The 24,440-nt window shown below is 63.3% G+C and carries 24 protein-coding genes and 1 other RNA gene; 17 read left to right on the forward strand and 8 right to left on the reverse strand.

Annotation, left to right across the window (positions count from 1 at the left end):
* Positions 1-121 precede the first annotated feature (121 nt).
* Complete coding sequence (locus AC07UC_RS07095; protein WP_494904843.1) at positions 122-1,000, reverse strand: LysR family transcriptional regulator; 879 nt, start codon at positions 998-1,000, stop codon at positions 122-124.
* A gap of 161 nt (positions 1,001-1,161) precedes the next feature.
* On the opposite strand from AC07UC_RS07095, the gene AC07UC_RS07100 reads away from it, so the two are divergent.
* On the forward strand, positions 1,162-2,658 hold the full coding sequence (locus tag AC07UC_RS07100; protein WP_140776570.1) for a CoA-acylating methylmalonate-semialdehyde dehydrogenase: 1,497 nt from the start codon (positions 1,162-1,164) through the stop codon (positions 2,656-2,658).
* A 258-nt stretch (positions 2,659-2,916) separates the two neighbouring features.
* Here the strand turns inward: AC07UC_RS07100 and AC07UC_RS07105 are convergent, their stop codons facing one another.
* Both AC07UC_RS07105 and AC07UC_RS07110 read right to left on the reverse strand, forming a co-directional pair.
* The gene (locus AC07UC_RS07105; RefSeq protein WP_494904845.1) at positions 2,917-3,717 is read right to left on the reverse strand and encodes an SDR family oxidoreductase; all 801 of its coding nucleotides are present in this window, start codon (positions 3,715-3,717) and stop codon (positions 2,917-2,919) included.
* The gene (locus tag AC07UC_RS07110) at positions 3,714-4,043 is read right to left on the reverse strand and encodes a nuclear transport factor 2 family protein (protein ID WP_202325525.1); all 330 of its coding nucleotides are present in this window, start codon (positions 4,041-4,043) and stop codon (positions 3,714-3,716) included. The genes AC07UC_RS07105 and AC07UC_RS07110 overlap by 4 nt, the downstream gene beginning before the upstream one ends.
* Positions 4,044-4,252: 209 nt before the next feature.
* On the opposite strand from AC07UC_RS07110, the gene AC07UC_RS07115 reads away from it, so the two are divergent.
* The gene (locus AC07UC_RS07115) at positions 4,253-4,576 is read left to right on the forward strand and encodes a winged helix-turn-helix transcriptional regulator (protein WP_181180148.1); all 324 of its coding nucleotides are present in this window, start codon (positions 4,253-4,255) and stop codon (positions 4,574-4,576) included.
* A gap of 226 nt (positions 4,577-4,802) precedes the next feature.
* Positions 4,803-5,114: a hypothetical protein gene (locus tag AC07UC_RS07120; protein ID WP_494904847.1), complete on the forward strand. Its 312-nt coding sequence runs from the start codon at positions 4,803-4,805 to the stop codon at positions 5,112-5,114.
* Positions 5,115-5,122: 8 nt separating this feature from the next.
* Here the strand turns inward: AC07UC_RS07120 and AC07UC_RS07125 are convergent, their stop codons facing one another.
* Positions 5,123-5,815 (reverse strand): GntR family transcriptional regulator, encoded by a 693-nt coding sequence (locus AC07UC_RS07125; RefSeq protein ID WP_483120293.1) that lies wholly within the window; start codon positions 5,813-5,815, stop codon positions 5,123-5,125.
* Positions 5,816-5,884: 69 nt separating this feature from the next.
* Here AC07UC_RS07125 and AC07UC_RS07130 point away from each other — a divergent pair, with 69 nt between their 5' ends.
* The 13 genes from AC07UC_RS07130 (at position 5,885) to AC07UC_RS07190 (ending at position 20,972) form a co-directional block, all read left to right on the forward strand.
* A complete protein-coding gene (locus tag AC07UC_RS07130) occupies positions 5,885-6,778 on the forward strand; it encodes a dihydrodipicolinate synthase family protein (RefSeq protein WP_494904850.1) in 894 nt (297 codons plus the stop codon).
* Positions 6,779-6,841: 63 nt separating this feature from the next.
* Entirely contained in the window at positions 6,842-8,161 is a 1,320-nt protein-coding gene (locus AC07UC_RS07135) for an NAD(P)/FAD-dependent oxidoreductase (RefSeq protein ID WP_494904852.1), read from the forward strand.
* Positions 8,162-8,176: 15 nt separating this feature from the next.
* Positions 8,177-9,178: a 4-hydroxyproline epimerase gene (locus tag AC07UC_RS07140; protein ID WP_494904854.1), complete on the forward strand. Its 1,002-nt coding sequence runs from the start codon at positions 8,177-8,179 to the stop codon at positions 9,176-9,178.
* A 335-nt stretch (positions 9,179-9,513) separates the two neighbouring features.
* Complete coding sequence (locus tag AC07UC_RS07145; RefSeq protein ID WP_140776556.1) at positions 9,514-10,416, forward strand: branched-chain amino acid ABC transporter permease; 903 nt, start codon at positions 9,514-9,516, stop codon at positions 10,414-10,416.
* Positions 10,417-10,420: 4 nt separating this feature from the next.
* Positions 10,421-12,016, forward strand: coding sequence for a high-affinity branched-chain amino acid ABC transporter permease LivM (gene livM / locus AC07UC_RS07150; RefSeq protein ID WP_140776554.1), 1,596 nt, complete (start codon positions 10,421-10,423; stop codon positions 12,014-12,016).
* On the forward strand, positions 12,016-13,560 hold the full coding sequence (locus tag AC07UC_RS07155; RefSeq protein ID WP_494904856.1) for an ATP-binding cassette domain-containing protein: 1,545 nt from the start codon (positions 12,016-12,018) through the stop codon (positions 13,558-13,560). The genes livM and AC07UC_RS07155 overlap by 1 nt, the downstream gene beginning before the upstream one ends.
* On the forward strand, positions 13,560-14,288 hold the full coding sequence (locus AC07UC_RS07160) for an ABC transporter ATP-binding protein (RefSeq protein WP_140776550.1): 729 nt from the start codon (positions 13,560-13,562) through the stop codon (positions 14,286-14,288). The genes AC07UC_RS07155 and AC07UC_RS07160 overlap by 1 nt, the downstream gene beginning before the upstream one ends.
* A gap of 17 nt (positions 14,289-14,305) precedes the next feature.
* A complete protein-coding gene (locus AC07UC_RS07165) occupies positions 14,306-14,653 on the forward strand; it encodes a DUF6867 family protein (RefSeq protein ID WP_140776548.1) in 348 nt (115 codons plus the stop codon).
* A gap of 137 nt (positions 14,654-14,790) precedes the next feature.
* Positions 14,791-15,906 (forward strand): branched-chain amino acid ABC transporter substrate-binding protein, encoded by a 1,116-nt coding sequence (locus AC07UC_RS07170; protein ID WP_140776546.1) that lies wholly within the window; start codon positions 14,791-14,793, stop codon positions 15,904-15,906.
* 281 nt (positions 15,907-16,187) lie between these two features.
* Complete coding sequence (pyc, locus tag AC07UC_RS07175) at positions 16,188-19,646, forward strand: pyruvate carboxylase (protein ID WP_494904857.1); 3,459 nt, start codon at positions 16,188-16,190, stop codon at positions 19,644-19,646.
* Between the two features lie 163 nt (positions 19,647-19,809).
* The gene (locus AC07UC_RS07180) at positions 19,810-20,070 is read left to right on the forward strand and encodes a DUF2312 domain-containing protein (protein WP_027053014.1); all 261 of its coding nucleotides are present in this window, start codon (positions 19,810-19,812) and stop codon (positions 20,068-20,070) included.
* A 146-nt stretch (positions 20,071-20,216) separates the two neighbouring features.
* Complete coding sequence (locus tag AC07UC_RS07185) at positions 20,217-20,657, forward strand: hypothetical protein (RefSeq protein WP_140776542.1); 441 nt, start codon at positions 20,217-20,219, stop codon at positions 20,655-20,657.
* A 6-nt stretch (positions 20,658-20,663) separates the two neighbouring features.
* Positions 20,664-20,972 (forward strand): hypothetical protein, encoded by a 309-nt coding sequence (locus AC07UC_RS07190; protein ID WP_494904859.1) that lies wholly within the window; start codon positions 20,664-20,666, stop codon positions 20,970-20,972.
* Positions 20,973-21,045: 73 nt separating this feature from the next.
* Here AC07UC_RS07190 and msrB read toward each other — a convergent pair whose 3' ends face one another.
* The 4 genes from msrB to AC07UC_RS07210 all read right to left on the reverse strand — a co-directional run bounded on the left by msrB (position 21,046) and on the right by AC07UC_RS07210 (position 24,128).
* Positions 21,046-21,450 carry a peptide-methionine (R)-S-oxide reductase MsrB gene (gene msrB / locus AC07UC_RS07195; RefSeq protein ID WP_202325532.1) on the reverse strand — a complete coding sequence of 135 codons (405 nt, stop codon included), beginning with the start codon at positions 21,448-21,450 and terminating at the stop codon, positions 21,046-21,048.
* Positions 21,451-21,552: 102 nt separating this feature from the next.
* Positions 21,553-22,743 (reverse strand): vWA domain-containing protein, encoded by a 1,191-nt coding sequence (locus tag AC07UC_RS07200; RefSeq protein ID WP_494904860.1) that lies wholly within the window; start codon positions 22,741-22,743, stop codon positions 21,553-21,555.
* A 7-nt stretch (positions 22,744-22,750) separates the two neighbouring features.
* The gene (locus tag AC07UC_RS07205) at positions 22,751-23,197 is read right to left on the reverse strand and encodes a GNAT family N-acetyltransferase (RefSeq protein ID WP_140776534.1); all 447 of its coding nucleotides are present in this window, start codon (positions 23,195-23,197) and stop codon (positions 22,751-22,753) included.
* A gap of 91 nt (positions 23,198-23,288) precedes the next feature.
* Entirely contained in the window at positions 23,289-24,128 is an 840-nt protein-coding gene (locus AC07UC_RS07210; protein WP_140776531.1) for an AAA family ATPase, read from the reverse strand.
* A 145-nt stretch (positions 24,129-24,273) separates the two neighbouring features.
* Between AC07UC_RS07210 and ssrS the strand changes: the two genes are divergently transcribed.
* Positions 24,274-24,429, forward strand: a non-coding RNA gene (gene ssrS / locus AC07UC_RS07215) — 6S RNA.
* Positions 24,430-24,440 lie beyond the last annotated feature (11 nt).

The raw sequence follows: 24,440 nt of genomic DNA on the forward strand, positions 1-24,440 counted from the left end.
GGCGTTCATCGTTTCAGGGAAACGCCGAGCCGCTGCGGATTTCTGATTTGACGCAATTCCCCAGGGAAAGCGCTGCGCGCTTTTCCCGGGAAAACTGTTTCACGCTTTCCTTGGAATTGTTTCACAGGAAGAGGCTTCTTTCCCGCTCAACCGCCTTGGTGATGAAGCTGGCGACAATCTGGATGCGGCGCAGCGGCCTGACCGATTCGTGATAGACCAGCCAGTAGGCGCGGCGGATGGGCGCTACCACATCGACGGCCACCAGTTCCGGCATCGAACGCGCGACGAAGGTGTGCAGGATGCCGATGCCGGCGCCCGAGCGCACCGCTTCGGCCTGGCCGAGCGCGGAGGAAATGGCGAAGCTGGTGCGCCAGTCGGTGCTGAACTCGGCCGCGTAGTCGAGCGATGGGCTGACGATAAGATCCGGAACATAACCGATGAGCGTGTGCTGGCCGAGTTCGGCGGCGGTCTTGGGCAGACCATTGGCATCGGCATAGGTCCGCGACGCAAACAGGCCGAGCGAATAGTCGACCAGCTTTCCGGCCACCAGCCGGCCTTCCGTCGGCCGCTCGACGGTGATGGCGATATCGGCCTCGCGCCGGGACAGGGAGAAGGAGCGCGGCACCGGCACGAGCTGGATCGTCAGCTCGCGATGCAGTGCGGTCAGTTCGCCGAGACGCCTGGCCAGGAAGGCGACGCCGAAGCCATCGGGTGCTCCGATGCGCACCGTGCCCGAAACGTCGTCCTCGCCGGCAATGGTCGAACGCGCGGCGATCATGTCGCCCTCCATGCGCTCGGCAATATCGAGGAAGCGCTCGCCGGCGGGCGTCAGTTCGCTGCCGGTGGTCAGCCGGCGAAAGAGTTTCGTACGCAGCGCGTCTTCGAGCGCGGCGATGCGGCGCGACACGGTGGCGTGGTTGAGCTCCAGCCGCCTGGCGGCGCCAAGGATCTGACCGGCGCGGGCGACGGCGAGAAAGATGCGGACGTCGTCCCAGTTCATGGGAATCCCCCAGGAGATATGTTGTGGCCGCTATTTGCGAGAATTGATGCGCGCTCGTCAATCGATATCTAATTTTCGCACAACGGTTGCGTTCTCCCTCGCGTTGCCTTCGACCCCGCAAAGGCGGACAATGCAGCATCACAAACCCAGGGAGAGAAATCATGATCGAATACGGTCATTTCATCGGCGGCAAGCGTGTCGCCGGCACCAGCGGCCGCAAGCAGGATGTCATGCAGCCGATGGACGGTTCCGTGCGCGGCACGGTGGCGCTGGCCTCGCAGGCGGAACTGCGCGCGGCGGTCGAGAATGCCAAGGCGGCGCAGCCGAAATGGGCCGCCACCAACCCGCAGCGCCGCGTGCGCGTGCTGATGAAATTCCTCGAACTGGTCGCCCGCGACTATGACGAACTGGCCGACATACTGGCGCGCGAGCACGGCAAGACGATCGCCGACGCCAAGGGCGACATCCAGCGCGGCCTCGAAGTGGTGGAGGTCTGCATCGGCGCGCCGCATATGATGAAGGGCGAGTTCACCGACGGCGCCGGCCCCGGCATCGATGTCTACTCGATGCGCCAGCCGCTCGGCGTCGTCGCCGGCATCACGCCGTTCAACTTCCCGGCGATGATCCCGCTGTGGAAGATCGCGCCTGCGATTGCATGCGGCAATGCCTTCATCCTGAAGCCGTCCGAGCGTGACCCGGGCGTGCCGATCCGCATCGCCGAATTGTTCCTCGAGGCCGGCCTGCCGGCAGGCATCCTCAACGTCGTCAATGGCGACAAGGAAGTCGTCGATGCCATCCTCGACGATCCCGACATCAAGGCCGTCGGCTTCGTCGGCTCGACGCCGATCGCCCACTACATCTATTCGCGCGGCACGGCCGCCGGCAAGCGCGTGCAGTGCTTCGGCGGCGCCAAGAATCACATGATCATCATGCCCGACGCCGACATGGACCAGACCGTCGACGCGCTGATCGGCGCCGGCTACGGCTCGGCCGGCGAACGCTGCATGGCGATCTCGGTGGCGGTTCCGGTCGGCAACGACACCGCCAACCGGCTGATGGAGAAGCTGGTTCCGCGTGTCGAGAGCCTGAAGGTCGGCCCGTCGACGGATTCGGCCGCGGATTTCGGCCCGCTGGTGACGGCGCAGGCGCTGGAGCGCGTGAAGGGTTATGTCGACACCGGCGTCAAGGAAGGCGCCAAGCTGGTCGTCGACGGCCGCGGCTTCAAGATGCAGGGCTACGAGAACGGCTACTATATGGGCGGCTGCCTGTTCGACAACGTCACGGCAGACATGCGCATCTACAAGGAAGAGATCTTCGGGCCGGTGCTCTCGGTGGTGCGCGCCCCGACCTATGAGAGCGCGATCAAGCTCGCCAACGACCACGAAATGGGCAATGGCGTCGCCATCTTCACCCGCGACGGCGACGCCGCGCGTGACTTCGCAAGCCGTGTCCAGGTCGGCATGGTCGGCGTCAACGTGCCGATCCCGGTGCCGATCGCCTATTACACGTTCGGCGGCTGGAAGGCGTCTTCCTTCGGCGACCTCAATCAGCATGGTGCCGATGCCTTCCGTTTCTACACCAAGACCAAGACGGTGACCTCGCGCTGGCCGTCCGGCATCAAGGACGGTGCCGAGTTCGTCATCCCGACGATGAACTAGCCGGACGGTTTTTCGTTTGCGCGTCCTCGCCTTCGGCTGCGGGGCGCGCGGCGGGCATCAAGGACGGTGCGGAGTTCGTCATCCCGACGATGAACTAGCCGGACGGTTTTTCGTTTGCGCGTCCTCGCCTTCGGCTGCGGGGCGCGCGGCGGGCATCAAGGACGGTGCGGAATTCGTCATCCCGACGATGAACTAAGTCCGATATCTGTTTCACGATCAGGGCGCGGCTTTTGTCGCGCCCTTTTCCTTTGCATGACGTCACACCGTTGGAATCGTGCCGCCGTCGATGACGTATTCGGCGCCGTGGATTGCCGAAGCGCGGTCCGAGACAAGAAATGCCACAAGTTCCGCGACCTCTTGCGGCCATGCCGGCCGGCCGATCGGGATGCCGCCCAGCGCATCCATGATGCCCTGGCGGGCGGTTGCCTCATCCGAGCCCGAGTGGGATGCCAGCCGCTTCACCATGGCTTCCGATGCGCTGGTGTGGATCCAGCCCGGCGCCACGCTGTTGACCCGGATGCCCTTCGGGCCAAGTTCCTTGGACAGCGCCTTGCTGTAGGTTGAAAGGGCTGCCTTGGCCGCCGCATAGGCGATGGTGGATTCGTGCAGCGGCAGGCGGCGCTGGATCGACGATATGTGGATGATCACGCCTGCGCCTTGCTCGATCATGCCGGGAATCAGCAAGCGATCGAGCCGCACCGCCGCCAGCAGATTGAGGCTGAGTTCGTCCTGCCAGAGCTGATCGGTCAGTTCGGCAAATCCGCCGCCGGGGCTTTTCGAACCGCCGACGCTGTGTACGACGATGTCGATGCCACCAAGCTGCTTCATTATGGCCGCGGCTACTGTCTCGGTACCCGCCAAAGTGCTCACATCGGCCTGCACGAACAGCTCTTGCGATGATGCTTCGGTCGCTGAACGGGCAGTGGTGAGAACGATCGCGCCTGCCGCCGAAAGCCTGCGCACGATGGCTTCGCCGGCGCCCTTGGTGCCGCCGGTGACCAGAACGCGCTTGCCGGCAAATTCCCGGTCGTCGAACGCAAATTTCTGGACGATGGTCATGCGCCGATCTCCAGCCGCGCGATCCGGTCGCCGGCCAGCGTGAAGACGTAGTGGAGCGTCGCAGGGCTGCCGGGGAAATTCCCTGACACGATGCCGGCGATCCGCCATGCATCGCCATGGACCGTCGCGTCGGCGACCTCGACGGTCACCCGGTATTTGCGTGTCGTCTCCTCCATCCAGCCGCGGATGGCGGCCGGACCCCGATGGGTTTTGCCTTCGTCCTTGACCGTGGCGTCCGACGCGAAGGGCGCCAGCATGGCGTCGATGTCATGCCTGTTCTTGGCGGCGAAATAGTTGGCCAGCGGCCGCGGAAGGTTTTCGGTCATGGTGTCGTCTCCGGTGCGGGTTGCCGCCGCCGGCGGAGGCCGGCGGCGCTTGTCCGGCTTCTAAAATGAGATATGCTGGTGAAATGACAAGAACCGACGAAAAAGTAAGGTACTTACCTGAAAGTAAGCCTGGGCCCGAAAGTAAGGTTGGGACGGAAAGCAAGGTCGGGCCTGAAAGTAAGGTTGGCCCTGAGAGCAAGTCCGAGACACTGACGCCGTTGTCGGCGGCGAGCGGCGTCGAGAATGTGCTGCGTATCCTCGAGGGCCGCTGGAAGCTGGTGATCCTGTTTCACCTGTTCGGCGGCAAGGTGCTGCGCTTTTCCGACCTCGAACGGGCGATCCCGGCGATCTCGCAGAAAATGCTGATCCAGCAGCTGCGGCAGATGGAGAGCGACGGCATCGTGCGCCGTATCGTGCATCACCAGGTGCCGCCCAAGGTCGAGTACTGCCTGACCGATTGGGGCCAGGCCCTGTGCCCGGCCCTCGACGCCTTGTTGAAATGGGCGGCACTCCGCGACCCCGAGGAAGCTTGACGGGGGTCGTCGTCTGCATTGCGCCGCGAGCTCAGAAATGACGCTTGTTTTCGGATCGGGACCTCACCATATCGATTCCAGGGAATGATAAAGTTCCCTGACGACAGACCGGAAACCAGAAGGAGTGACGTGATGAAGACGTCGAACCCGGCCTGGAGCGTTCCGGTGTATTGAGGCTGCCCCAGTGCCTCCCTTTGCCGGAACGCCAAGGCGAAGGAGGTGCCAAATGGCACACAAATTTTCGTTTCGATGGATCAGGATAGCTGTAATCGGCGCCGCGCTGGCGCTGTCGACGCTATCGGCGCAGGCGCAGTTTATCTGCGGCGGCCACAGCGACATCGTCGCGGGACTGGCGCAGGCCTTTCAACAGAAGCAGATCGGCTACGGTGTTGTCGGCCAAGCCGCCGTTGTCGAGATCTATGTTTCGGCGAGCGGGACCTGGTCCATGCTGGTGACCGATGTGAAGGGCCGAAGCTGCATCTTCGCGACCGGTGATGGATGGGAGAACACCGCCATCGCCGCCGCGCAAGGGATCTGATCGCCCGTTCAGCGCGTCGCCGCCGTCTCGGCATGACCGCGCAGCAGCGCCATCAGCCGCTTGGCATCCTTGGCCGCGGCCTCCTCGTCGCCGTCCAGGATCGAGCGGATCAGCGCGACGTGATGCTCGGCTGACTCGGCCAGGCCCGTATCGGCCTTGTAGCGGAACCAGAAGCGGCGACTGTGGGTCTGCAGCGGCGCTGCCAGCCGGGCGGCGAACGGGTTGTCGGCGGCCAGCGCCAGGGCTTCGTCGAGCGCCTTGTCGGCCTGGATGAAGGCAAGCACATTGCCTGAGATGACCGCCTTCTGCATGGCCAGCGCCGCCTCGTGAAACAGGTCGGCGGCCTCGCGGGTGACGAAGCGGGCGGCCGAGCGGGCAAGCACCACCTCGACGCCGCGCCGGGCGTCGAGAACGCGCAGCCAGTCGCCGGGATGCAGCGGCGCGATCGCGATGCCGGCGCGTGGCCTGACGTCGAGCAGCCCTTCCCAAGCCAGTCGCTGGATCGCCTCGCGCACGGGCGTGCGGCCGAGCGCCAGCCTTTCGATGAGCGCGCCCTCGGTGACAAAGCTCGCCGGCGCCAGCTCGAGCGTGACGATCATGTGCTCGAGCACGCGGTAGGCCTTGGTCGCGGCCGGCTCGGATGCCGATCCTGGTTCGATGGATATCAAAGGCGGTCTCCTGATATATCTAGAATATATCATAACAGATTCCGCATTGACAGCGGCTTTCTTAATAGATATACGACTGATATATCAGATGGAGAGATAGCTATGTGGACCGGAGTTTTCCCTGCAGTCACGACCAAGTTCACCGCCGACGATCGGCTCGATCACGCCGAGATGGAGCGCTGCTTCAACCTGCAGATGGAGGCCGGCTGCGACGGCATCATAGTCTGCGGCTCGCTCGGCGAAGGGCCGATGCTGTCGCATGACGAGAAGATCGAGGTACTGAAGACCGCGCAGAAAGTCGCCGGCAAGAAGCCGGTGCTGCTGACGGTCAACGAGGCGGGCACCCGCGAGGCGGCCAGCATTGCCAAGCGCGCCGCCAAGGAAGGCGCCAACGGCCTCATGGTGGTGCCGAGCCCGATCTACCACACCAACGCGGAAGAGACGGTCGCGGCGCTGCGCGCCGTCGCCGAAGCCGGCGACCTGCCGGTCATGATCTATTCCAACCGGCTTGCCTACCGTGTCGACGTCACCGTCGATCAGATGGAGGAGCTGGCATCGGACAAGCGCTTCGTCGCCATCAAGGAATCCTCCGACGACATCCGCCGCTCGACCGAGATCATCAATCGCCTGGGCAGCCGCTACGACCTGTTCACCGGTGTCGACAATCTGGCTTTCGAGGCGCTGTCGGTCGGCGCCATCGGCTGGGTGGCCGGCCTGGTCACCGCCTTCCCGCGCGAGACCGTCGCCATCTATCAGCTGATGAAGCAGGGCCGCCGCGAGGAGGCACTCGCCATCTACCGCTGGTTCCGGCCGCTGCTCGACCTCGACGTCTCGACCTATCTGGTGCAGAACATCAAGCTCGCGGAAGTCTTCGCCATCAACACCAATGACCGTGTGCGCATGCCGCGCCAGCCCCTGTCGGGCGATCGCCGCAAGGCGGTCGAGAAGATCGTCAAGGACGCTCTGGCGGTTCGTCCGAAGCTGCCGCAGTTCTGAGGGCTTTCTTCTCCCTGTTCACCGGGAGAAGATGGTCGCGGTCAGGGGAGAGGCAGCATCGACGTGCAGGGAAATTCCAAATCTCCAGACGGGGGGCGCCGCCCCTCATCAGCCCTTTGGGCACCTTCTCCCCGGGACCGGGGGGAAGCGGAAGACATCGCCATCATCGGCGGCGGCATCATCGGCATCTGCGCGGCGGCCTTCCTTGCCGAGGCAGGGCGAAACGTAACGGTCTTCGACCGCACCGGCATCTGTGAGGAAACGAGTTCCGGCAATGCCGCCGCCTTTGCCTTCTCCGACGTGCTGCCGCTGGCGCACAAGGGCATGATCAAGAATCTGCCGAAATGGCTGGCCGATCCGCTCGGCCCACTCAGCATTCCACCCGCCTACCTGCCCAAGCTGCTGCCCTGGCTGATCCGCTTCTGGCGCGCCGGCGCACCGGCGAAATACGAGGCCAGCCTCGCCGCCCAGGCCGGCATGATGAAGCTTGCCGAAGCGGAATGGATGGGCCTGCTCGATCGTTCCGGTACAAGGGGCATGCTGCGCGAGGATGGCTCGCTCGAATTCTATGAAAGCGAAGCCGAGTTCCGCGCCTCGTTGCCGGGCTGGGCGGCGCGCGAACGTTTCGGCATCGGCTTCCGCCATGTCGAGGGCGAAAGTCTGGCGGATCTGCAGCCGGGCCTTTCACCGCGCTTCATCAAGGGCACCTTCGTGCCGGGCTGGAAGACGGTCGCCGATCCCAAGCTGCTCGGCAAGGCGATATGGGCTTACGCCGAGGCCAAGGGTGCCCGCTTTGAAATGGCCCGCATCGACCGGGTGGCGACGGACCAGAATGGCGCGACGCTGACACTGGCCGACGGCACGAGCCGGCAAGCCAGGCAGCTCGTGGTCGCGGCCGGCGCCTGGTCGCATCTCTTGGCGCGGCAGCTCGGCGACCGCATCCCGCTGGAGACCGAGCGCGGCTACAATACGACCTTGCCGCGGAGCGCCTTCGACGTGAGGCGGCAACTGATCTTCTCAGGCCATGGCTTCGTCATCACGCCGCTCGAAACCGGCCTGCGCGTCGGCGGTGCGGTGGAACTCGGCGGTATCGAGCGGCCGCCCAATTTCAACCGGTCGAAAGCGCTGTTGCGGAAGGCGCAGCAATTCCTGCCGGGGCTCGACCCGTCCGGCGGCCGCGAATGGATGGGGTTCCGGCCCTCACTGCCGGATTCGGTGCCTGTCATCGGCAAGGCGCCGGGAAGCCGGTCGGTTGTCTATGCTTTCGGCCATGGCCATCTCGGCCTGACCCAGGCGGCGGCGACCGGGCGGTTGATCCGGGAACTCGTCCTGGGGCAGACTCCGCCGGTTGATCTGGCCCCTTTCAGCCCACAACGGTTTTGATTTTCGAGGAGCGACATGGCCAAGAAATCCTTCTTCTGCATCGACGGCCACACTTGCGGCAATCCGGTGCGGCTGGTCGCCGGCGGCGGCCCGCTGCTTGCCGGCTCGACCATGATGGAAAGGCGCGCGCACTTCCTCGCCGAGTATGACTGGATCCGTACCGGCCTGATGTTCGAGCCGCGCGGCCATGACGTGATGTCGGGTTCGATCCTCTATCCGCCGACGCGCGAGGATTGCGACATCGCGATCCTGTTCATCGAAACCTCCGGCTGCCTGCCGATGTGCGGCCACGGCACCATAGGCACGGTGACAATGGCGATCGAACACGGGCTGATCAAGCCGAAGACGCCAGGTGTGCTGAGGCTCGACACGCCAGCCGGCCTGGTCATCGCCGAATACAAACAGGTCGGCGAATATGTCGAAGAGGTGCGCATCACCAACGTACCGTCGTTCCTCCATGCCGAAGGCCTGACGGTCGAATGTCCCGGGCTCGGCGAGATCACCGTCGATGTCGCCTATGGCGGCAATTTCTACGCCATCGTGGAGCCGCAGAAGAATTTTCGCGACATGGCGGATTATTCGGCCGGCGACCTTATCGCATGGAGCCCGGTGGTGCGGCAGCGGCTCAACGAGAAATACACCTTCGTGCATCCGGAAAACCCCGGCATCAACCGGCTCTCGCACATGCTGTGGACGGGCGAGCCGACGGTGGAAGGGGCCGATGCCCGCAATGCCGTCTTCTACGGCGACAAGGCGATCGACCGTTCACCGTGCGGCACCGGCACCTCGGCGCGCATGGCGCAGCTTCATGCCAAGGGCAAGCTGAAGGCCGGCGATACCTTCGTGCATGAATCGATCATCGGTTCGCTGTTCAAGGGCAAGGTCGAAAAGGAGGTCACCGTGGCTGGCAAGCCGGCGATCATTCCCTCCATCGGAGGCTGGGCACGGATGACCGGACTGAACACGATCTTCATCGATGACCGCGATCCGTTCGCGCATGGTTTTGTTGTCAAGTAGGAGGAATCCTGCCCTTGCGGAAAGGTATGCGGCAAAAGAATGAACCCTGCCAGGAACGCAACGATTCGTCCCATCACCTAATTTTGACGGCAGTTTCTTCGAAACGGAGCGCATTATACGTCTGAATCATCAAGGACATTGCGTTATGCCAATGATAGGGTCCGCGATAGTCCAGGGTCGGGTGCAAAGAATGGGCGGTCGGAACGACGTGAATCGGAAACACGCGGGGCGATCAAAAAAATCACGTTGCAATCCGGGCTCGAAACTTTACGACTAGGGGAAATACGAAAAGGGATGCGTCTGCATGGGCGACATTCCAGGGGAGCCATGTACACATGCAGTACTTTGTCCAGCAGCTTATCAACGGGCTGACGCTGGGATCGATCTATGGGCTGATCGCGATCGGCTACACGATGGTCTACGGCATCATCGGCATGATCAACTTCGCCCATGGCGACATTTTCATGGTGGGCGCCTTCACGGCGCTGATCGTCTTCCTCATCCTCGGCGCGCTGTTTTACTCCGTGCCCGTGGTCATCGCGCTGCTGGTCATGATGATCGTGGCGATGCTGCTCACCAGCCTTTATAACTGGACGATCGAGAAGGTGGCCTACAGGCCGCTGCGCGGTTCGTTCCGGCTGGCGCCGCTGATCACCGCCATCGGCATGTCGATCGCGCTGTCGAACTTCGTCCAGGTCACGCAAGGCCCGCGCAACAAGCCGATCCCGCCGATGGTCAGCCAGGTCTACAACATCAACGGCGTCAGCGTGTCGCTCAAGCAGATTATCATCGTCGTCGTCACGGCGCTGCTTCTGGCGCTGTTCTGGTACCTGGTCAACAGGACCTCGCTTGGCCGCGCCCAGCGCGCCTGCGAGCAGGACCGCAAGATGGCCGCGCTGCTCGGCATCGATGTCGACCGCACCATCTCGATCACCTTCATCATGGGCGCGGCCCTTGCCGCCGTCGCCGGCACGCTGTTCCTGATGTATTACGGCGTCATCGCCTTCTCCGACGGCTTCGTCCCAGGGGTGAAGGCGTTCACCGCGGCGGTGCTTGGCGGCATCGGCTCGCTTCCCGGTGCCGTGCTCGGCGGGCTGCTGATCGGCTTCATCGAGAGCATGTGGTCGGCCTATTTCTCGATCGACTACAAGGACGTGGCGGCATTCTCGATCCTGGCCATCGTGCTGATCTTCCTGCCTTCCGGCATATTGGGCCGGCCAGAAGTCGAAAAGGTCTGAGACCATGGCCGTGACCGTTTCTCCCGACCGCGACACCGTCGCCAACCCCTTTTCGCGCGCATTGCGCGAGGCCTTCTATGCCGGCGCCATCGCGCTTGGCCTGTTCGTGCTGTTCATCGGGCTCAGAACCGACCAGAACATGTCCAATGAACTGGTCGTCGTGCAGCGCTGGGGCCTGCTCGCCGCCGTGGTCATCGCGACCGCGGTCGGACGCTTCCTCTACGTCGCCTACGGCCAACCCTTCATGGCCAACCAGAAGGTCGCCAACGTAGCCACCGGCCTGTTGCCGGCCAGCGTGGCGTCACGTTTCTTCACGCTGCCGGCCTTCATCGGGGCCATTGTCGCGGCGGTGCTGTTGTTCGTGTTCAACAGCTCGCTCGCCGGATGGGTGGGAGCGGAACCGGCCGGCTACCTGCAATTCCTGCGCGCCCTGGCGGTGATCTATGCGCTGGCCTGCGTGATCTACTATTTCCGTGGCTTCATCCATGCCAACTTCACCAAGCTCGGCATTGCCGCGCTGGTGCTCTATCCGATTCTTGTCGTCGTCGTGCTGTCGCTCATGTCGTGGTCTGTCGCCACCGGGCTGCAGGGCTCGCTGAAATGGGTCGACAATTTCGGCATCCAGATCCTGATCTATGTGATGCTGGCCTGGGGACTGAACATCGTCGTCGGCCTCGCCGGCCTGCTCGACCTCGGCTACGTCGCCTTCTACGCGGTCGGCGCCTACGCCTACGCGCTTCTCGCCACCCATTTCGGCCTGTCTTTCTGGATCCTGCTGCCGGCGGCGGGCGCCATGGCGGCGCTGTGGGGGGTGCTGCTCGGCTTCCCCGTGCTGCGCCTGCGCGGCGACTACCTGGCGATCGTGACGCTCGCCTTCGGTGAGATCATCCGCCTGGTGCTGATCAACTGGCGCGACGTGACCAACGGCTCGGCCGGCATCTCCGGCATTCCGAAAGTCACCTTCTTCGGCCTGATGACCTTCAACGTTTCAGACCCCAACTACATTGCCAAGGTTCTGCACCTCGCGACATCGAGCGCCTACTACAAGATCTTCCTCTACTACCTGATCCTGGGGCTGGCGCTGCTCACCGCCTTCGTCACGATCCGGCTGCGGCGCATGCCAGTCGGCCGTGCATGGGAAGCGCTGCGGGAGGACGAGATCGCCTGCCGCTCGCTCGGCATCAACACGACGACGACCAAGCTGACGGCGTTTGCCACCGGCGCCATGTTCGGCGGGTTCGCCGGCTCGTTCTTCGCCGCGCGGCAGGGTTTCGTCAGCCCCGAATCCTTCGTTTTCCTGGAATCGGCCATCATCCTGGCCATCGTCGTGCTCGGCGGCATGGGGTCGCTGGTCGGCATCGCGGTCGCCGCGATGGTGATGATCGGGGGCACCGAGGCGCTGCGCGAACTCGACTTCCTCAAGCAGGTCTTCGGGCCTGATTTCACGCCGGAACTCTACCGCATGCTTCTGTTCGGCATGGCCATGGTCATCGTCATGCTGTGGAAGCCGCGCGGTTTCGTCGGCAGTCGTGAACCAACCGCCTTCCTCAAGGAGCGAAGAGCTGTCTCAAGCTCCTTCACCAAGGAGGGCCACGGCTGATGAATGCGACCACGCAAATGAAAGAATCCATCCTGCAGGTCGATCATCTGTCGATGAAGTTCGGCGGCCTGGTCGCCATCGGCGACCTGTCCTTCACCGCCAGGCGCGGCGAGATCACGGCGCTGATCGGCCCCAACGGCGCCGGCAAGACCACCGTGTTCAACTGCATCACCGGCTTCTACAAGCCGTCGGAAGGCATGATCACGCTCAACCGTGCCGACGGTTCGAGCTATCTGCTCGAACGGTTGCCCAACCATGAGATCCCGGCGCGCGCCAAGGTGGCGCGTACCTTCCAGAACATCCGCCTGTTCTCGGGCATGACGCTGCTGGAGAACCTTTTGGTCGCCCAGCACAACAAGCTGATGAAGGCATCGGGCTATACGATCCTGGGCCTGTTCGGCTTCAGCGGCTACCGCAAGGCCTCGGCCGAATCGGTGGACCTGGCCAGGCACTGGCTCGAGAAGGCCGATCTCGTCGACCGGGCCGACGATCCGGCCGGCGACCTGCCCTATGGCGCGCAGCGGCGTCTCGAGATCGCGCGTGCCATGTGCACCGGGCCCGAGCTTCTGTGCCTCGACGAGCCGGCGGCCGGCCTCAATCCGAAGGAATCGGCGGCACTCAACGAACTCTTGATGGACATCAAGCATACGACCGGCACCTCGATCCTCCTGATCGAGCACGACATGTCGGTGGTCATGCAGATTTCCGACCACGTCGTGGTGCTGGAATACGGCCGCAAGATCTCCGACGGCAATCCGCAGTCGGTGCGCACCGATCCGCGCGTCATCGCCGCCTATCTCGGCGTCGACGACGAGGAGGTCGAGACCGTGCTGACCGAGGTCGGCGATGAGGACGTCATCGAACAGCTCGACATCGGGCCGGATGCCGCGCATGGCCCGGGGACATCGTCGTCCTACCTGGCAGGGCCGGTGACCGACACCGTCGGACACAGCGATGGGGAGCGCGTTACTGTGTCGAAGGGCGCCTCGAAAGCGGCGCAGGTCGATGCCCGCGCGGCCACCGTGGCGAGCAAACCCGTCGGGACACCATCAAGGCCGGCCGCGAACGTCGGAGCGGCGAAGGCCGCACCGAAGAAAACCGCCACCAAGGCGCCCGCGGCAAAGGCCGAAGGCATTTCGAACCGCCTCGCCGCCCCTCGTGGCGGCAAGGCGGACAATCTGACCCGCATCAAGGGCATCGGCACGGTCAACGAGAAGAAGCTCAACGAACACGGCATCTTCCACTTCGACCAGATCGGCGCCTGGAAGAAGGCCGATGTCGAGGCGGCCGAAGCCTATCTCGCCTTCGACGGGCGGATCGCGCGCGAGGAGTGGGTCAAGCAGGCCAAGCTGCTCGGTCAGGGCAAGGATACGGAATTCTCGCGCCGTGTCGACGCGGGCAAGGTGGCGACCAGCCATGCTTCGGCAAAGAGTGCCAGTGCGGCATCGAAGACCGCAAGTGCGGCTTCGGGGAAGACCGCAAGTGCGGCTTCGGGGAAGGCTGCGGCCAAACCTGTGTCGAGCAAGCGTGGAGGGGGCAAATAATGGCCGGGACAAGGCTGCTCGATATCAAGGGCGTTGAGACCTACTACGGCAACATCCGGGCGCTGAACGGCGTCGATGTCTCCGTCAACGAGGGCGAGATCGTGGCGCTGATCGGCGCCAACGGCGCCGGCAAGTCGACGCTGATGATGACCATCTTCGGGGCTCCGCGCGCCCGCACGGGCACCATCACCTTCGCCGGCACCGACATCACCCAATTGCCGACGCACGAAATCGCGCGCATGCGCATAGCGCAATCACCCGAAGGTCGGCGCATCTTCCCGCGCATGACGGTGATGGAAAACCTGCAGATGGGCGCCAGCCTCGACAACCTCAAGCACTATGACGAGGACGTCGAGAAGGTGTTCACGCTGTTCCCGCGGCTGAAGGAGCGCATCGCCCAGCGCGGCGGCACGCTGTCGGGCGGCGAGCAGCAAATGCTGTCGATCGGACGCGCGCTGATGGCGCGGCCGAAACTGCTTCTGCTCGACGAGCCGTCGCTGGGGCTGGCGCCGCTGATCGTCAAGCAGATCTTCGATGCCATCCGCGAATTGAACCGCACGCAAGGGCTGACCGTGTTCCTGGTCGAGCAGAACGCCTTCGGCGCGCTGAAGCTCGCCACGCGCGGCTATGTCATGGTCAACGGCAATGTGACGATGAGCGGCACCGGCAAGGAACTGCTCGCCAATCCGGAAGTGCGCGCCGCCTATCTCGAAGGCGGACATCACTGAGTTCAGGAGTCCTCACCATGCAAGGCATTCTCTACGAAGAACCGTCAATCTGGCAGTTCTTCTTCGTCACCTGCCTGCTCGGCGGCTGGGCAGCCTGGATGACCGGCAAGGCCAGCGCCCAGACATGGCGCAGCTTCATCCAGCTGTTCGCTTATCTGATCGGGCTCGGCATCGGCATCCGCTTCATCCACCATGCGCTGTTCAACGGCACGATGTTCTCGCTGCATTACTATATCGTCGACACCATCGTACTGATGATACTGGGCTTCGTCGGCTATCAATACACACGAACCAACCAGATGGTCACACAGTATAATTGGCTCTACGAAAGAGCTTCAATCTTGAGCTGGAAACCCAAAGGTTGAGGCTCATCATTAACGCCGCGTCAGGGATGAATCGGCGTGACAAGTGCCTGAAAATCGGCAAACTATGCTTTCTGCGATAAGGGTGGGCATCGCATGAAAGCTTCATCCACGCCCACTCCGTTAATGGGAGCGTTTAAATGAAAAAGTCACTTTTGTCCGCCGTGGCCCTGACCGCGCTCGTCGCGTTCGGCGGCAACGCGTGGGCTGATGTAATGTTCGGCGTCGCCGGCCCGATCACCGGCCCGAACGCGGCGTTCGGCGCACAGCTGCAGAAGGGCGCCGAGGCGGCCGTCGCCGAGATCAATGCCAAGGGCGGCATCAACGGCGAGCAGATCAAGCTCGAAGTCGGCGACGACGTCTCCGATCCGAAGCAGGGCATCTCGGTCGCCAACAAGTTCGTCGGCGACGGCGTCAAGTTCGTGGTCGGCCACTTCAACTCGGGCGTGTCGATCCCGGCCTCGGAAGTCTACGCTGAAAACAACATCGTCGAAGTCACGCCGGCCGCGACCAATCCGAAGTTCACCGAGCGTGGCCTGTGGAACGTGTTCCGTACCTGCGGACGCGACGACCAGCAGGGCGGCATCGCCGGCGCCTATATCGCCGCGAATTTCAAGGATGCCAAGGTCGCCGTCGTGCACGACAAGACGCCTTACGGCCAGGGCCTTGCCGATGAAACCAAGAAGGCGATGAATGCCGCCGGCGTCACGGAAGTGATGTATGAAGGCGTCAATGTCGGCGACAAGGACTTCTCGGCGCTGATCGCCAAGATGAAGGAAGCCGGCGTCACCCTGATCTACTGGGGCGGCCTGCACACCGAAGCCGGCCTGATCATCCGCCAGTCGGCGGACCAGGGCCTCAAGGCAACGCTGATGTCGGGTGACGGCATCGTCACCGACGAACTTGCCGCGATCGCGGGCGACGCTGTCGCCGGCACGCTCAACACGTTCGGTCCCGACCCGCGCCTGATCCCTGCCAACAAGGAACTCGTCGAGAAGTTCCGCGCGCAGGGCTTCGAGCCCGAGGCCTACACGCTCTACGCCTATGCCGCCGTGCAGGCGATCGCCGAGGCGGCCACCAACGCCAAGTCGAACGATCCGCAGGCTGTTGCCAAGGCACTGCATGAAAACGGACCGTACCCGACCGTTCTGGGCGATCTTGCCTATGACGCCAAGGGCGACCCGAAGCTGCCGGGCTACATCATGTACGAGTGGAAGAAGAAGGACGACGGAAAGTATTCCTGGTTCCCGAAATAAGCTGCTCCAGCAGTCTGATATCCATGATGCCCGGCGCGTTGCGCCGGGCATTTTCTTTGGCGCTCCGCGGCGGCCGATGACCTTCTTCCTGGCCGGGCAAGAGCGCATCCAGGATTGGAATTGTCGCCCTTGTTCCGCCGGTTCGGGTCAAGGCATGCGAGTGTTGGCCGGATAATTGATTTAAATCGGTTTAAAGCAGTATTGATTTTGTTTGCACTGCAGCATTTTCACGCTAATCATTGCACCGATTTCCCGTCCCTTCCGCTGCTGGAGCCCAGTCCTTGGCAATCACGAAGATCCTCGTCGCCAACCGGTCAGAAATCGCCATCCGCGTCTTTCGCGCGGCCAACGAACTGGGCCTCAAAACCGTGGCGATCTGGGCCGAGGAAGACAAATATTCGCTGCACCGCTTCAAGGCCGACGAAAGCTACCAGGTCGGGCGAGGCCCGCATCTCAACAAGGACATGGGGCCGATCGAGAGTTATCTGTCGATCGAGGAAGTGATCCGCGTCGCCAGGCTTTCAGGCGCCGATGCCATCCATCCGGGCTACGGGCTGCTGTCCGAAAGCCCCGAATTCGCCGAAGCCTGCGCGCAAGCCGGCATCACCTTCATCGGCCCGAAGCCGGACACGATGCGCCGCCTTGGCAACAAGGTCGCGGCGCGCAACCTCGCCATCGAGGTCGGCGTGCCGGTGATCCCAGCCACGGATCCGTTGCCGGACGATATGGAAGCGGTCAAGACACTGGCCAAGGAGATCGGCTATCCGGTGATGCTGAAGGCCTCGTGGGGCGGCGGTGGACGCGGCATGCGCGCTATCAGGTCCGAGGCAGATCTGGCCCGCGAAGTCACGGAAGGCAAGCGCGAGGCCAAGGCCGCCTTCGGCAAGGACGAGGTCTATCTCGAAAAGCTGATCGAACGCGCCCGCCATGTCGAGGTGCAGGTGCTTGGCGATACGCACGGCAATGTCGTGCACTTGTTCGAGCGCGACTGCTCGATCCAGCGCCGCAACCAGAAGGTCGTCGAACGGGCGCCCGCTCCCTATCTCGAAATGTCGCAGCGCGAGGAGCTTTGCGGCCATGCGCTGAAGATAGCGCGCGAAACCAGTTATATCGGTGCCGGCACGGTCGAGTTCCTGCAGGATGCCGATACCGGAAAATTCTATTTCATCGAGGTCAATCCGCGCATCCAGGTCGAGCATACCGTCACCGAGCAGGTGACCGGCATCGACATCGTCAAGGCGCAGATCCACATCCTCGACGGTTTCGCCATCGGCACACCGCAATCGGGCGTGCCGGCGCAGAGGGACATCAGGCTGAATGGCCATGCCTTGCAGTGCCGCATCACCACCGAGGATCCCGAGCACAATTTCATTCCGGACTATGGCCGCATCACCGCCTATCGCGGCGCCACCGGCTTCGGCATCCGCCTCGATGGCGGCACCGCCTATTCAGGCGCGGTCATCACCCGCTTCTACGATCCGCTGCTGGAAAAGGTGACGGCGTGGGCGCCAACACCGGCCGAGACGATTGCCCGCATGAACCGCGCGCTGCGCGAGTTCCGCATCCGCGGCGTCGCCACCAACCTCACCTTCCTCGAAGCGATCATCAACCACCCGAGCTTCGCGGACAATTCCTATACGACCAAGTTCATCGACACGACGCCGGAACTGTTCCAACAGGTCAAGCGCCAGGACCGCGCGACCAAGCTGCTCAACTACCTGGCCGATGTCAGCGTCAATGGCCATCCCGAGACGCGCGGCCGACCGATGCCAAAGGCCGATGCGGCAGCACCCGTCGTGCCCTACCTCAACGGCAATGTGCCCGGCGGCAGCAAGCAGAAGCTCGACGTGCTCGGGCCGGAGAAATTCGCCGCCTGGATGCGCGAACAGAAAGAGGTGCTGGTCACCGACACGACGATGCGTGACGGCCACCAGTCGCTGCTGGCCACGCGCGTGCGCACACACGACATCGCCGGCATTGCCGGTACCTATGCACGCGCCCTGCCGCAGCTTCTGTCGCTCGAATGCTGGGGCGGTGCCACCTTCGACGTCGCCATGCGCTTCCTCACCGAGGATCCGTGGGAGCGGCTCTCGCTGGTGCGCGAGGCGGCCCCCAATTTGCTGCTGCAGATGCTGCTGCGTGGCGCCAACGGCGTCGGCTACACCAACTATCCCGACAATGTCGTGCAGCATTTCGTCAAGCAGGCGGCGAGCGGCGGTATCGATCTGTTCCGCGTCTTCGATTGCCTGAATTGGGTCGAGAACATGCGCGTCGCCATGGACGCCGTCGGCGCCGAGGGCAAGCTGATCGAAGCGGCGATGTGCTACACCGGCGATATTCTCGACCCGGCGCGGGCCAAGTACGATCTGAAATATTATGTCGGGCTGGCGAGCGAACTGCAGGCCGCCGGCGCCCACATCATCGCCGTCAAGGACATGGCCGGGCTGCTGAAGCCGGCGGCGGCGCGCGTGCTGTTCAAGGCGCTGCGCGAGGCGACCGACCTGCCGATCCATTTCCACACCCATGACACGTCGGGCCTGTCGGCGGCGACCGTGCTGGCGGCGGTGGAGAGCGGCGTCGACGCCATCGACGCGGCGATGGATGCTTTCTCCGGCAACACATCGCAGCCTTGCCTGGGGTCGATCGTCGAGGCGCTGAAGGGCACCGAACGTGACCCGGGCCTCGACCCGCAATGGATCCGCAAGATCTCGTTCTATTGGGAAGCGGTGCGCAACCAGTACGCCGCTTTCGAAAGCGACCTGAAAGGGCCGGCTTCGGAAGTCTACCTGCACGAAATGCCGGGCGGACAGTTCACCAACCTCAAGGAACAGGCGCGTTCGCTCGGACTGGAGACGCGCTGGCACGAGGTGGCGCAGACCTATCATGACGTCAACCTGATGTTCGGCGACATCGTCAAGGTGACGCCGTCGTCCAAGGTCGTCGGCGACATGGCGCTGATGATGGTGAGCCAGGACCTGACTGTCGCCGATGTCGAGAATCCGGCCAGGGACATCGCCTTCCCGGACTCGGTCGTCTCGATGCTGCGCGGCGATCTCGGCCAGTCGCCGGGCGGCTGGCCGGCGGCGCTGCAGAAGAAGGCGCTGAAGGGCGACAAGCCGATCACGGCGCGGCCCGGATCGCTGCTCAAGCCGGCCGACCTCAAGGCCAACCGCAAGGAAATCGAGGAGAAGCTCGAGCGCAAACTCTCGGAATACGAGTTCGCCTCATGGCTGATGTATCCGAAGGTGTTCACCGACTTTGCCAGTGCGCAAGAGACCTACGGCCCGGTCAGCGTCCTGCCGACGCCGACCTATTTCTACGGCATGAAGTCCGAAGACGAGATCTTCATCGACATCGAGAAAGGCAAGACGCTGGTCGTGCGTTGCCTCGCCATCGGCGATGTCGACGAGAAGGGCATGGTCACCGTGTTCTTCGAACTCAACGGCCAGCCGCGTCGCGTGAAGGTGCCTGACCGGGCGCATGGCGCTTCCGCCGCCAAGGCCCGCCGCAAGGCCGAGCCGGGCAACGAGGCACATGTCGGCGCGCCGATGCCGGGCGTGGTCTCCGCCCTTTCCGTCACGACCGGCCAGGCGGTGAAGGCGGGTGACGTGCTGCTCTCCATCGAAGCCATGAAGATGGAGACGGCTCTGCATGCAGAGCGCGACGGTACCGTCGCCGAGGTGCTGGTCAAGGCCGGCGACCAGATCGATGCCAAGGATCTGCTGATCGCCTTCAACTGAAAGCGCGCGAAAGCGCGGGCAGGCTGTCGGCTTCTGTCGGCAGCCCTTGGCGAGCTGTTCGATAACGGCTTGACCCGCCGCGCCCGGTCGGGCATCGAACCGCTGAAATTCGCTGCCGGCAACTTTGCGAGTCGCGGCGCAGAAACAATCCTTGGAGAAGAACATGGCCGACGATATCACCGAGACCAGCCAGACTGTTGCCGCCGGCCAGCTGCGTGCCCTCATCGAGCGCATCGAGCGGCTCGAGGAAGAAAAGAAGACGATCGCCGACGACATCAAGGAAGTGTTCGCCGAGGCCAAGGGCACCGGCTTCGACACCAAGGCGATACGCACCATCATCCGTCTGCGCAAGAAGGACCAGGCCGAACGCCAGGAAGAGGACGCGATCCTCGACCTGTACATGGCCGCGCTCGGCATGGAGTAGGACCAGAGCGTTCTCCGTTTCACGCAAACGGCGAACTGCCCTATCTCTTTGTTGACGCAATTCCCAGGGGAAAGCGTTCACACCTTTCCTGGAATTGCTTTGACCGCCCGGTGCCCGATACGGTTGCGGGAGATACGGTTTGAACCATGAGCGAATTCGACTTCGGCGGCCGTCGCGCCTCGGAATTCCGCCATCGCGGTTTCTGGACGCTGTTCGCTGAGCGGCATCCGGAAGAAAGAGCCCGGCTGGCACGGCGCGGACCCTGGTTCTGGCAGCGCGGGTTGCCTGACTTCGCCCTGGTCATCTCCATGTATGTCGCGCCGGCGCAGAACCATGTCGGCGTCTTCTTCGGCCGCAACGAGAAGTTCGGCGCGACGCAAAGCTGGTCGCGCCTGAAGCCGTTCCAGCCAGAGATAGAGGACCGGCTCAAGCTCCGGCCGGAACAAAGCTGCGAGGGCCTCGGCATCAATTCGATGTGGCGGGTCAATTGCTTTGCCGAGGATAACTGGCCGGCGATGACCGACTGGCTGGTGACCGAATGCTCGCGTGTCGAGCGCGCGGTCACCGAAGTGCTCGGGCAGGGGTAGGCGCCGGTGTCCCGGGAAGGCGTCAGGTCCTTCTTTCGCTCGCGTTGGCTTGGCTTGGCGCCGATCGATCGGCTGTTCTGGCGCGACATGCTGCTGGTCGGGACGGGGATCAGCATCGCATCGTCCGCGGCAGCGCTGATCCTGCTTGGGCTGAAGATGCCGCTCGGTCTCGTGCTGGCGGTGCATTTCGCACCGGTGCCCTACAACATCTTTCTCACCATCGCGGTCTGGCGGACGGCCGAGACATCAGGCGCCAAGGCATTGTTGATGATGCTGGGCTCGGCGCTCTGGCTGATCGCGTCAGTTGTCGTCTGAGGCGAGATTCAGTTGAGCGCATACGAAAAAGGGCGGCTGAAGCCGCCCTTTGCCGAAAGCTGCAGGATATCGTTCAGGCCGCCGGCGCGAATGTCAGCGCCACGCCGTTGATGCAGTAGCGCAGGCCGGTCGGCGGCGGGCCGTCCTCGAAGACATGGCCGAGATGGCTGCCGCAGCGAGCACAGTGGCATTCAGTGCGGACCATGCCGTAGCTGCGGTCGATGGTGTTCTCGACCGAACCCGGCACCGGATCGTTGAAGCTCGGCCAGCCGGTGCCGCTCTCGAACTTCAGCTTGGATTCGAACAGCGGCTGGTCGCAGCCGACGCAGGAAAAGGTGCCGGCGCGCTTCTCATAGAGCAGGGCGCAGCTTCCCGGTCGCTCGGTGCCGTGGCCGCGCATGACCGCATACTGCTCCGGCGTCAGCCGGGCACGCCATTCGGCATCGGTGCGGGTGACGGGGTAGGTGTGGGTGTCCATTTGATCTCCTCAGCCTTGGCGGCTCGTTATTGGTTGCAACTCATATTCGCATGAACATAGGCATTTGTTACAGGTTCGCCCAGCGGCGGACCTTCGACAAGATCAATGTTTCCGAGAAAGCTGCTTCGTGGCGGCTTCAAGCCCGGCCAGCGTCAGCGGGAACATGCGGCCGCCGAAGATGTCGCGGATCATCGCGATCGAATGGGTATAGCCCCAGTTCTTCTGGTTTTCCGGATTGAGCCATACCGCGTTCGGCCATTGCTGCAGCACGCGGCCGAGCCAGACGGCTCCGGCCTCCGGGTTCCAGTGCTCGACCGAACCGCCGGGGTGGGCGATTTCATAAGGGCTCATCGAGGCGTCGCCGACGACGATCACCTTGTAGTCCGGGCCGTATTTGTGGAGGAGGTCGAAGGTCGAAATCACCTCGGCATGGCGGCGCCGGTTGTCCTTCCACACGCCTTCGTAGAGGCAGTTGTGGAAATAGAAATATTCGAGCTGGCGGAATTCGGCTCGTGCCGCCGAAAACAGCTCCTCCACGCTCTTGATATGGTCGTCCATCGAGCCGCCGACATCGAAGAACATCAGCAGTTTCACGGCATTGCGCCGCTCGGGTCGCGTCTGCACGTCGAGATAGCCGTGCTCGGCGGTGGCGTGGATGGTGCCAGGCAGGTCGAACTCCTCCTCGGCGCCCTCGCGCACCCAGCGGCGCAGCCGCTTCAGCGCGATCTTGATGTTGCGGGTGCCGAGTTCGACGGCATCGTCGAAATTGCGGAACTCGCGCTTGTCCCACACCTTCACCGCGCGGCGGTTGCGGCTTTCGTGCTGGCCGATGCGCACGCCCTCGGGATTATAGCCATAGGCGCCGAAGGGTGAGGTGCCGCCGGTGCCGATCCATTTCGAGCCGCCCTGATGGCGGCCCTTCTGCTCCTCGAGCCTTTGCTTCAGCGTCTCCATCAGCTTCTCGAACCCGCCCAGCGCCTCGACCAGCCTTTTCTCTTCCTCGGTCAGGTGTTTTTCGGCCAGCCGGCGCAGCCATTCCTCGGGGATGTTGGCGACGTCGACCGCATCCGGTCCGCCCAGCGCCTCGATGCCCTTGAAGACATGGGCGAACACCTGGTCGAAGCGGTCGATGTGGCGCTCGTCCTTCACCAAGGCGGCGCGGGCAAGGTAATAAAAACCCTCGACGTCATAGTCGACCAGCCCGGCTTCCAATCCTTCCAGCAGCGACAGATATTCCCGCAGCGAAACGGGAACGCGTGCTGCCTTCAGTTCGAGGAAGAAGGGGATGAACATCTTCTATCTATAGCAGATCGTACTCGATGAAGCCGGTCCTGCGCGCGACATGGTCGTAGAGCTTGCGCGCGGTGGTGTTGGTTTCGTGCGTCATCCAGTAGACATTCTTGACGCCGATTTTTTCCGCCGTGTCCTTCACTGCCTTGATAAGCGCCGCGCCGATGCCCTTGCCGCGCACGTCCGGGTCGGCGAACAGGTCCTGCAGATAGCAGTTGTTTTTCTCCGACCAGCCTGAGCGATGGTAGAGATAGTGGGTGAGGCCGACCGCCTTGCCGTCGAGCGTGGCGATAAAGCCCTTCGGCTCGAACTCGCCTTCCGTGAACAGCCGTTTCCAGGTGACGGCGTAGACCTCTTCCGGCAGCTTGGTTTCGTAGAAGGTGAGGTAGTCGGTCCACAGACGTTTCCAGTCAGCGTGGTCGGACTGCGCGAGCGGGCGGACGATAATCTCAGACATTTCATTCCTCCGAAGGGTTCTGGCCGAAGCTGCCTTCCTATCTTGCCGGCAGCAACGGTCCACAGAAGGGGAAAGCGCTATCGCTGCCTGCCTATTGCTGCCGCCGCGCCATGAAGGCCAGCCGCTCGAACAGATGGACGTCCTGTTCGTTCTTCAGCAGGGCGCCGTGCAGCTTGGGCAGCGCGTTCTTGGGGTCGGCGCGCAGATCCTCGGGCGCGATGTCGTCGGCGACCAGCAGGCGGATCCAGTCGAGCGCCTCGGAGGTCGAAGGCTTCTTCTTCAGCCCGGGTACGTCACGGATTTCGTAGAACTGGGTGAGGGCCGCCCGCACCAGGTTCTGCTTGATGCCGGGATAGTGGACGTCGACAATTCTGTGCAGCGTGTCGACGTCGGGAAAACGGATGTAGTGGAAGAAGCAGCGGCGCAGGAAAGCGTCCGGCAGCTCCTTCTCGTTGTTGGAGGTGATGATGACGATGGGGCGCACGGCGGCGCGTATGGTCTCGCCGGTCTCGTAGACGAAGAACTCCATGCGATCGAGTTCCTGCAGGAGGTCGTTGGGGAATTCGATGTCGGCCTTGTCGATCTCGTCGATCAAAAGCACGACCTTCTTGCCGGCCGCGAACGCCTCCCACAACTTGCCGCGCTTGATGTAGTTCTTGATGTCGTTGAACCTGGCATCGCCGAGCTGGCTGTCGCGCAGCCGCGACACGGCGTCGTACTCGTAAAGACCTTGCTGCGCCCGCGTCGTCGATTTGACGTGCCATTCGATGAGCTCGAGGCCGAGGGCCGCCGCCACCTGGCGCGCAAGCTCGGTCTTGCCGGTGCCGGGCTCGCCCTTGACCAGCAGGGGCCGTTCCAGCGCGATCGCCGCGTTGACGGCCACCATCAGGTCCTTGTCGGCGACATAGGCCGCCGTGCCTTCGAAACGCATTTTTGCTCCTTCATTCATTCCGGGCGACCGTAAGGAGGCGGCCCGGCCGGCGCAAGAGTGGGGCGGCGATGCGACGTCGCGAGCCCGGCACGGAAAGAATGGCAACTCTCTGGCGCTCGGGGGACCATCGGCCTATATTGGGGGAGACGGTCTGCGCTTCCCGGCAGGAGAACATTTTCCCCGGGGCCTTAACGATCCTTAGGGAGCTGTCCCTGGGAAGACCCGTGGGTTTTCTCACACGGCGCCCACCTACTTTGTAGGTTCCCGGGATCGCTCTCTCCACCGGTCGCGTGGATCGTCACCTCTTGCATG

Source organism: Mesorhizobium sp. GW821-FHT04C10, from assembly GCF_059420305.1.

Bases quoted from the DNA above. Each gene is read 5' to 3' on its own strand.
- AC07UC_RS07200 (WP_494904860.1), bottom strand. From the start codon at position 22,743: ATGTTCATCCCCTTCTTCCTCGAACTGAAGGCAGCACGCGTTCCCGTT.
- AC07UC_RS07105 (WP_494904845.1), bottom strand. From the start codon at position 3,717: ATGACCATCGTCCAGAAATTTGCGTTCGACGACCGGGAATTTGCCGGC.
- livM (WP_140776554.1), top strand. From the start codon at position 10,421: ATGGCCGTGACCGTTTCTCCCGACCGCGACACCGTCGCCAACCCCTTT.
- AC07UC_RS07110 (WP_202325525.1), bottom strand. From the start codon at position 4,043: ATGACCGAAAACCTTCCGCGGCCGCTGGCCAACTATTTCGCCGCCAAG.
- AC07UC_RS07185 (WP_140776542.1), top strand. From the start codon at position 20,217: ATGAGCGAATTCGACTTCGGCGGCCGTCGCGCCTCGGAATTCCGCCAT.
- AC07UC_RS07130 (WP_494904850.1), top strand. From the start codon at position 5,885: ATGTGGACCGGAGTTTTCCCTGCAGTCACGACCAAGTTCACCGCCGAC.
- AC07UC_RS07205 (WP_140776534.1), bottom strand. From the start codon at position 23,197: ATGTCTGAGATTATCGTCCGCCCGCTCGCGCAGTCCGACCACGCTGAC.
- AC07UC_RS07125 (WP_483120293.1), bottom strand. From the start codon at position 5,815: ATGATATATTCTAGATATATCAGGAGACCGCCTTTGATATCCATCGAA.
- AC07UC_RS07095 (WP_494904843.1), bottom strand. From the start codon at position 1,000: ATGAACTGGGACGACGTCCGCATCTTTCTCGCCGTCGCCCGCGCCGGT.
- AC07UC_RS07160 (WP_140776550.1), top strand. From the start codon at position 13,560: ATGGCCGGGACAAGGCTGCTCGATATCAAGGGCGTTGAGACCTACTAC.
- AC07UC_RS07170 (WP_140776546.1), top strand. From the start codon at position 14,791: ATGAAAAAGTCACTTTTGTCCGCCGTGGCCCTGACCGCGCTCGTCGCG.
- AC07UC_RS07145 (WP_140776556.1), top strand. From the start codon at position 9,514: ATGCAGTACTTTGTCCAGCAGCTTATCAACGGGCTGACGCTGGGATCG.
- AC07UC_RS07210 (WP_140776531.1), bottom strand. From the start codon at position 24,128: ATGCGTTTCGAAGGCACGGCGGCCTATGTCGCCGACAAGGACCTGATG.
- AC07UC_RS07165 (WP_140776548.1), top strand. From the start codon at position 14,306: ATGCAAGGCATTCTCTACGAAGAACCGTCAATCTGGCAGTTCTTCTTC.
- AC07UC_RS07155 (WP_494904856.1), top strand. From the start codon at position 12,016: ATGAATGCGACCACGCAAATGAAAGAATCCATCCTGCAGGTCGATCAT.
- AC07UC_RS07140 (WP_494904854.1), top strand. From the start codon at position 8,177: ATGGCCAAGAAATCCTTCTTCTGCATCGACGGCCACACTTGCGGCAAT.
- AC07UC_RS07180 (WP_027053014.1), top strand. From the start codon at position 19,810: ATGGCCGACGATATCACCGAGACCAGCCAGACTGTTGCCGCCGGCCAG.
- msrB (WP_202325532.1), bottom strand. From the start codon at position 21,450: ATGGACACCCACACCTACCCCGTCACCCGCACCGATGCCGAATGGCGT.
- AC07UC_RS07100 (WP_140776570.1), top strand. From the start codon at position 1,162: ATGATCGAATACGGTCATTTCATCGGCGGCAAGCGTGTCGCCGGCACC.
- AC07UC_RS07120 (WP_494904847.1), top strand. From the start codon at position 4,803: ATGGCACACAAATTTTCGTTTCGATGGATCAGGATAGCTGTAATCGGC.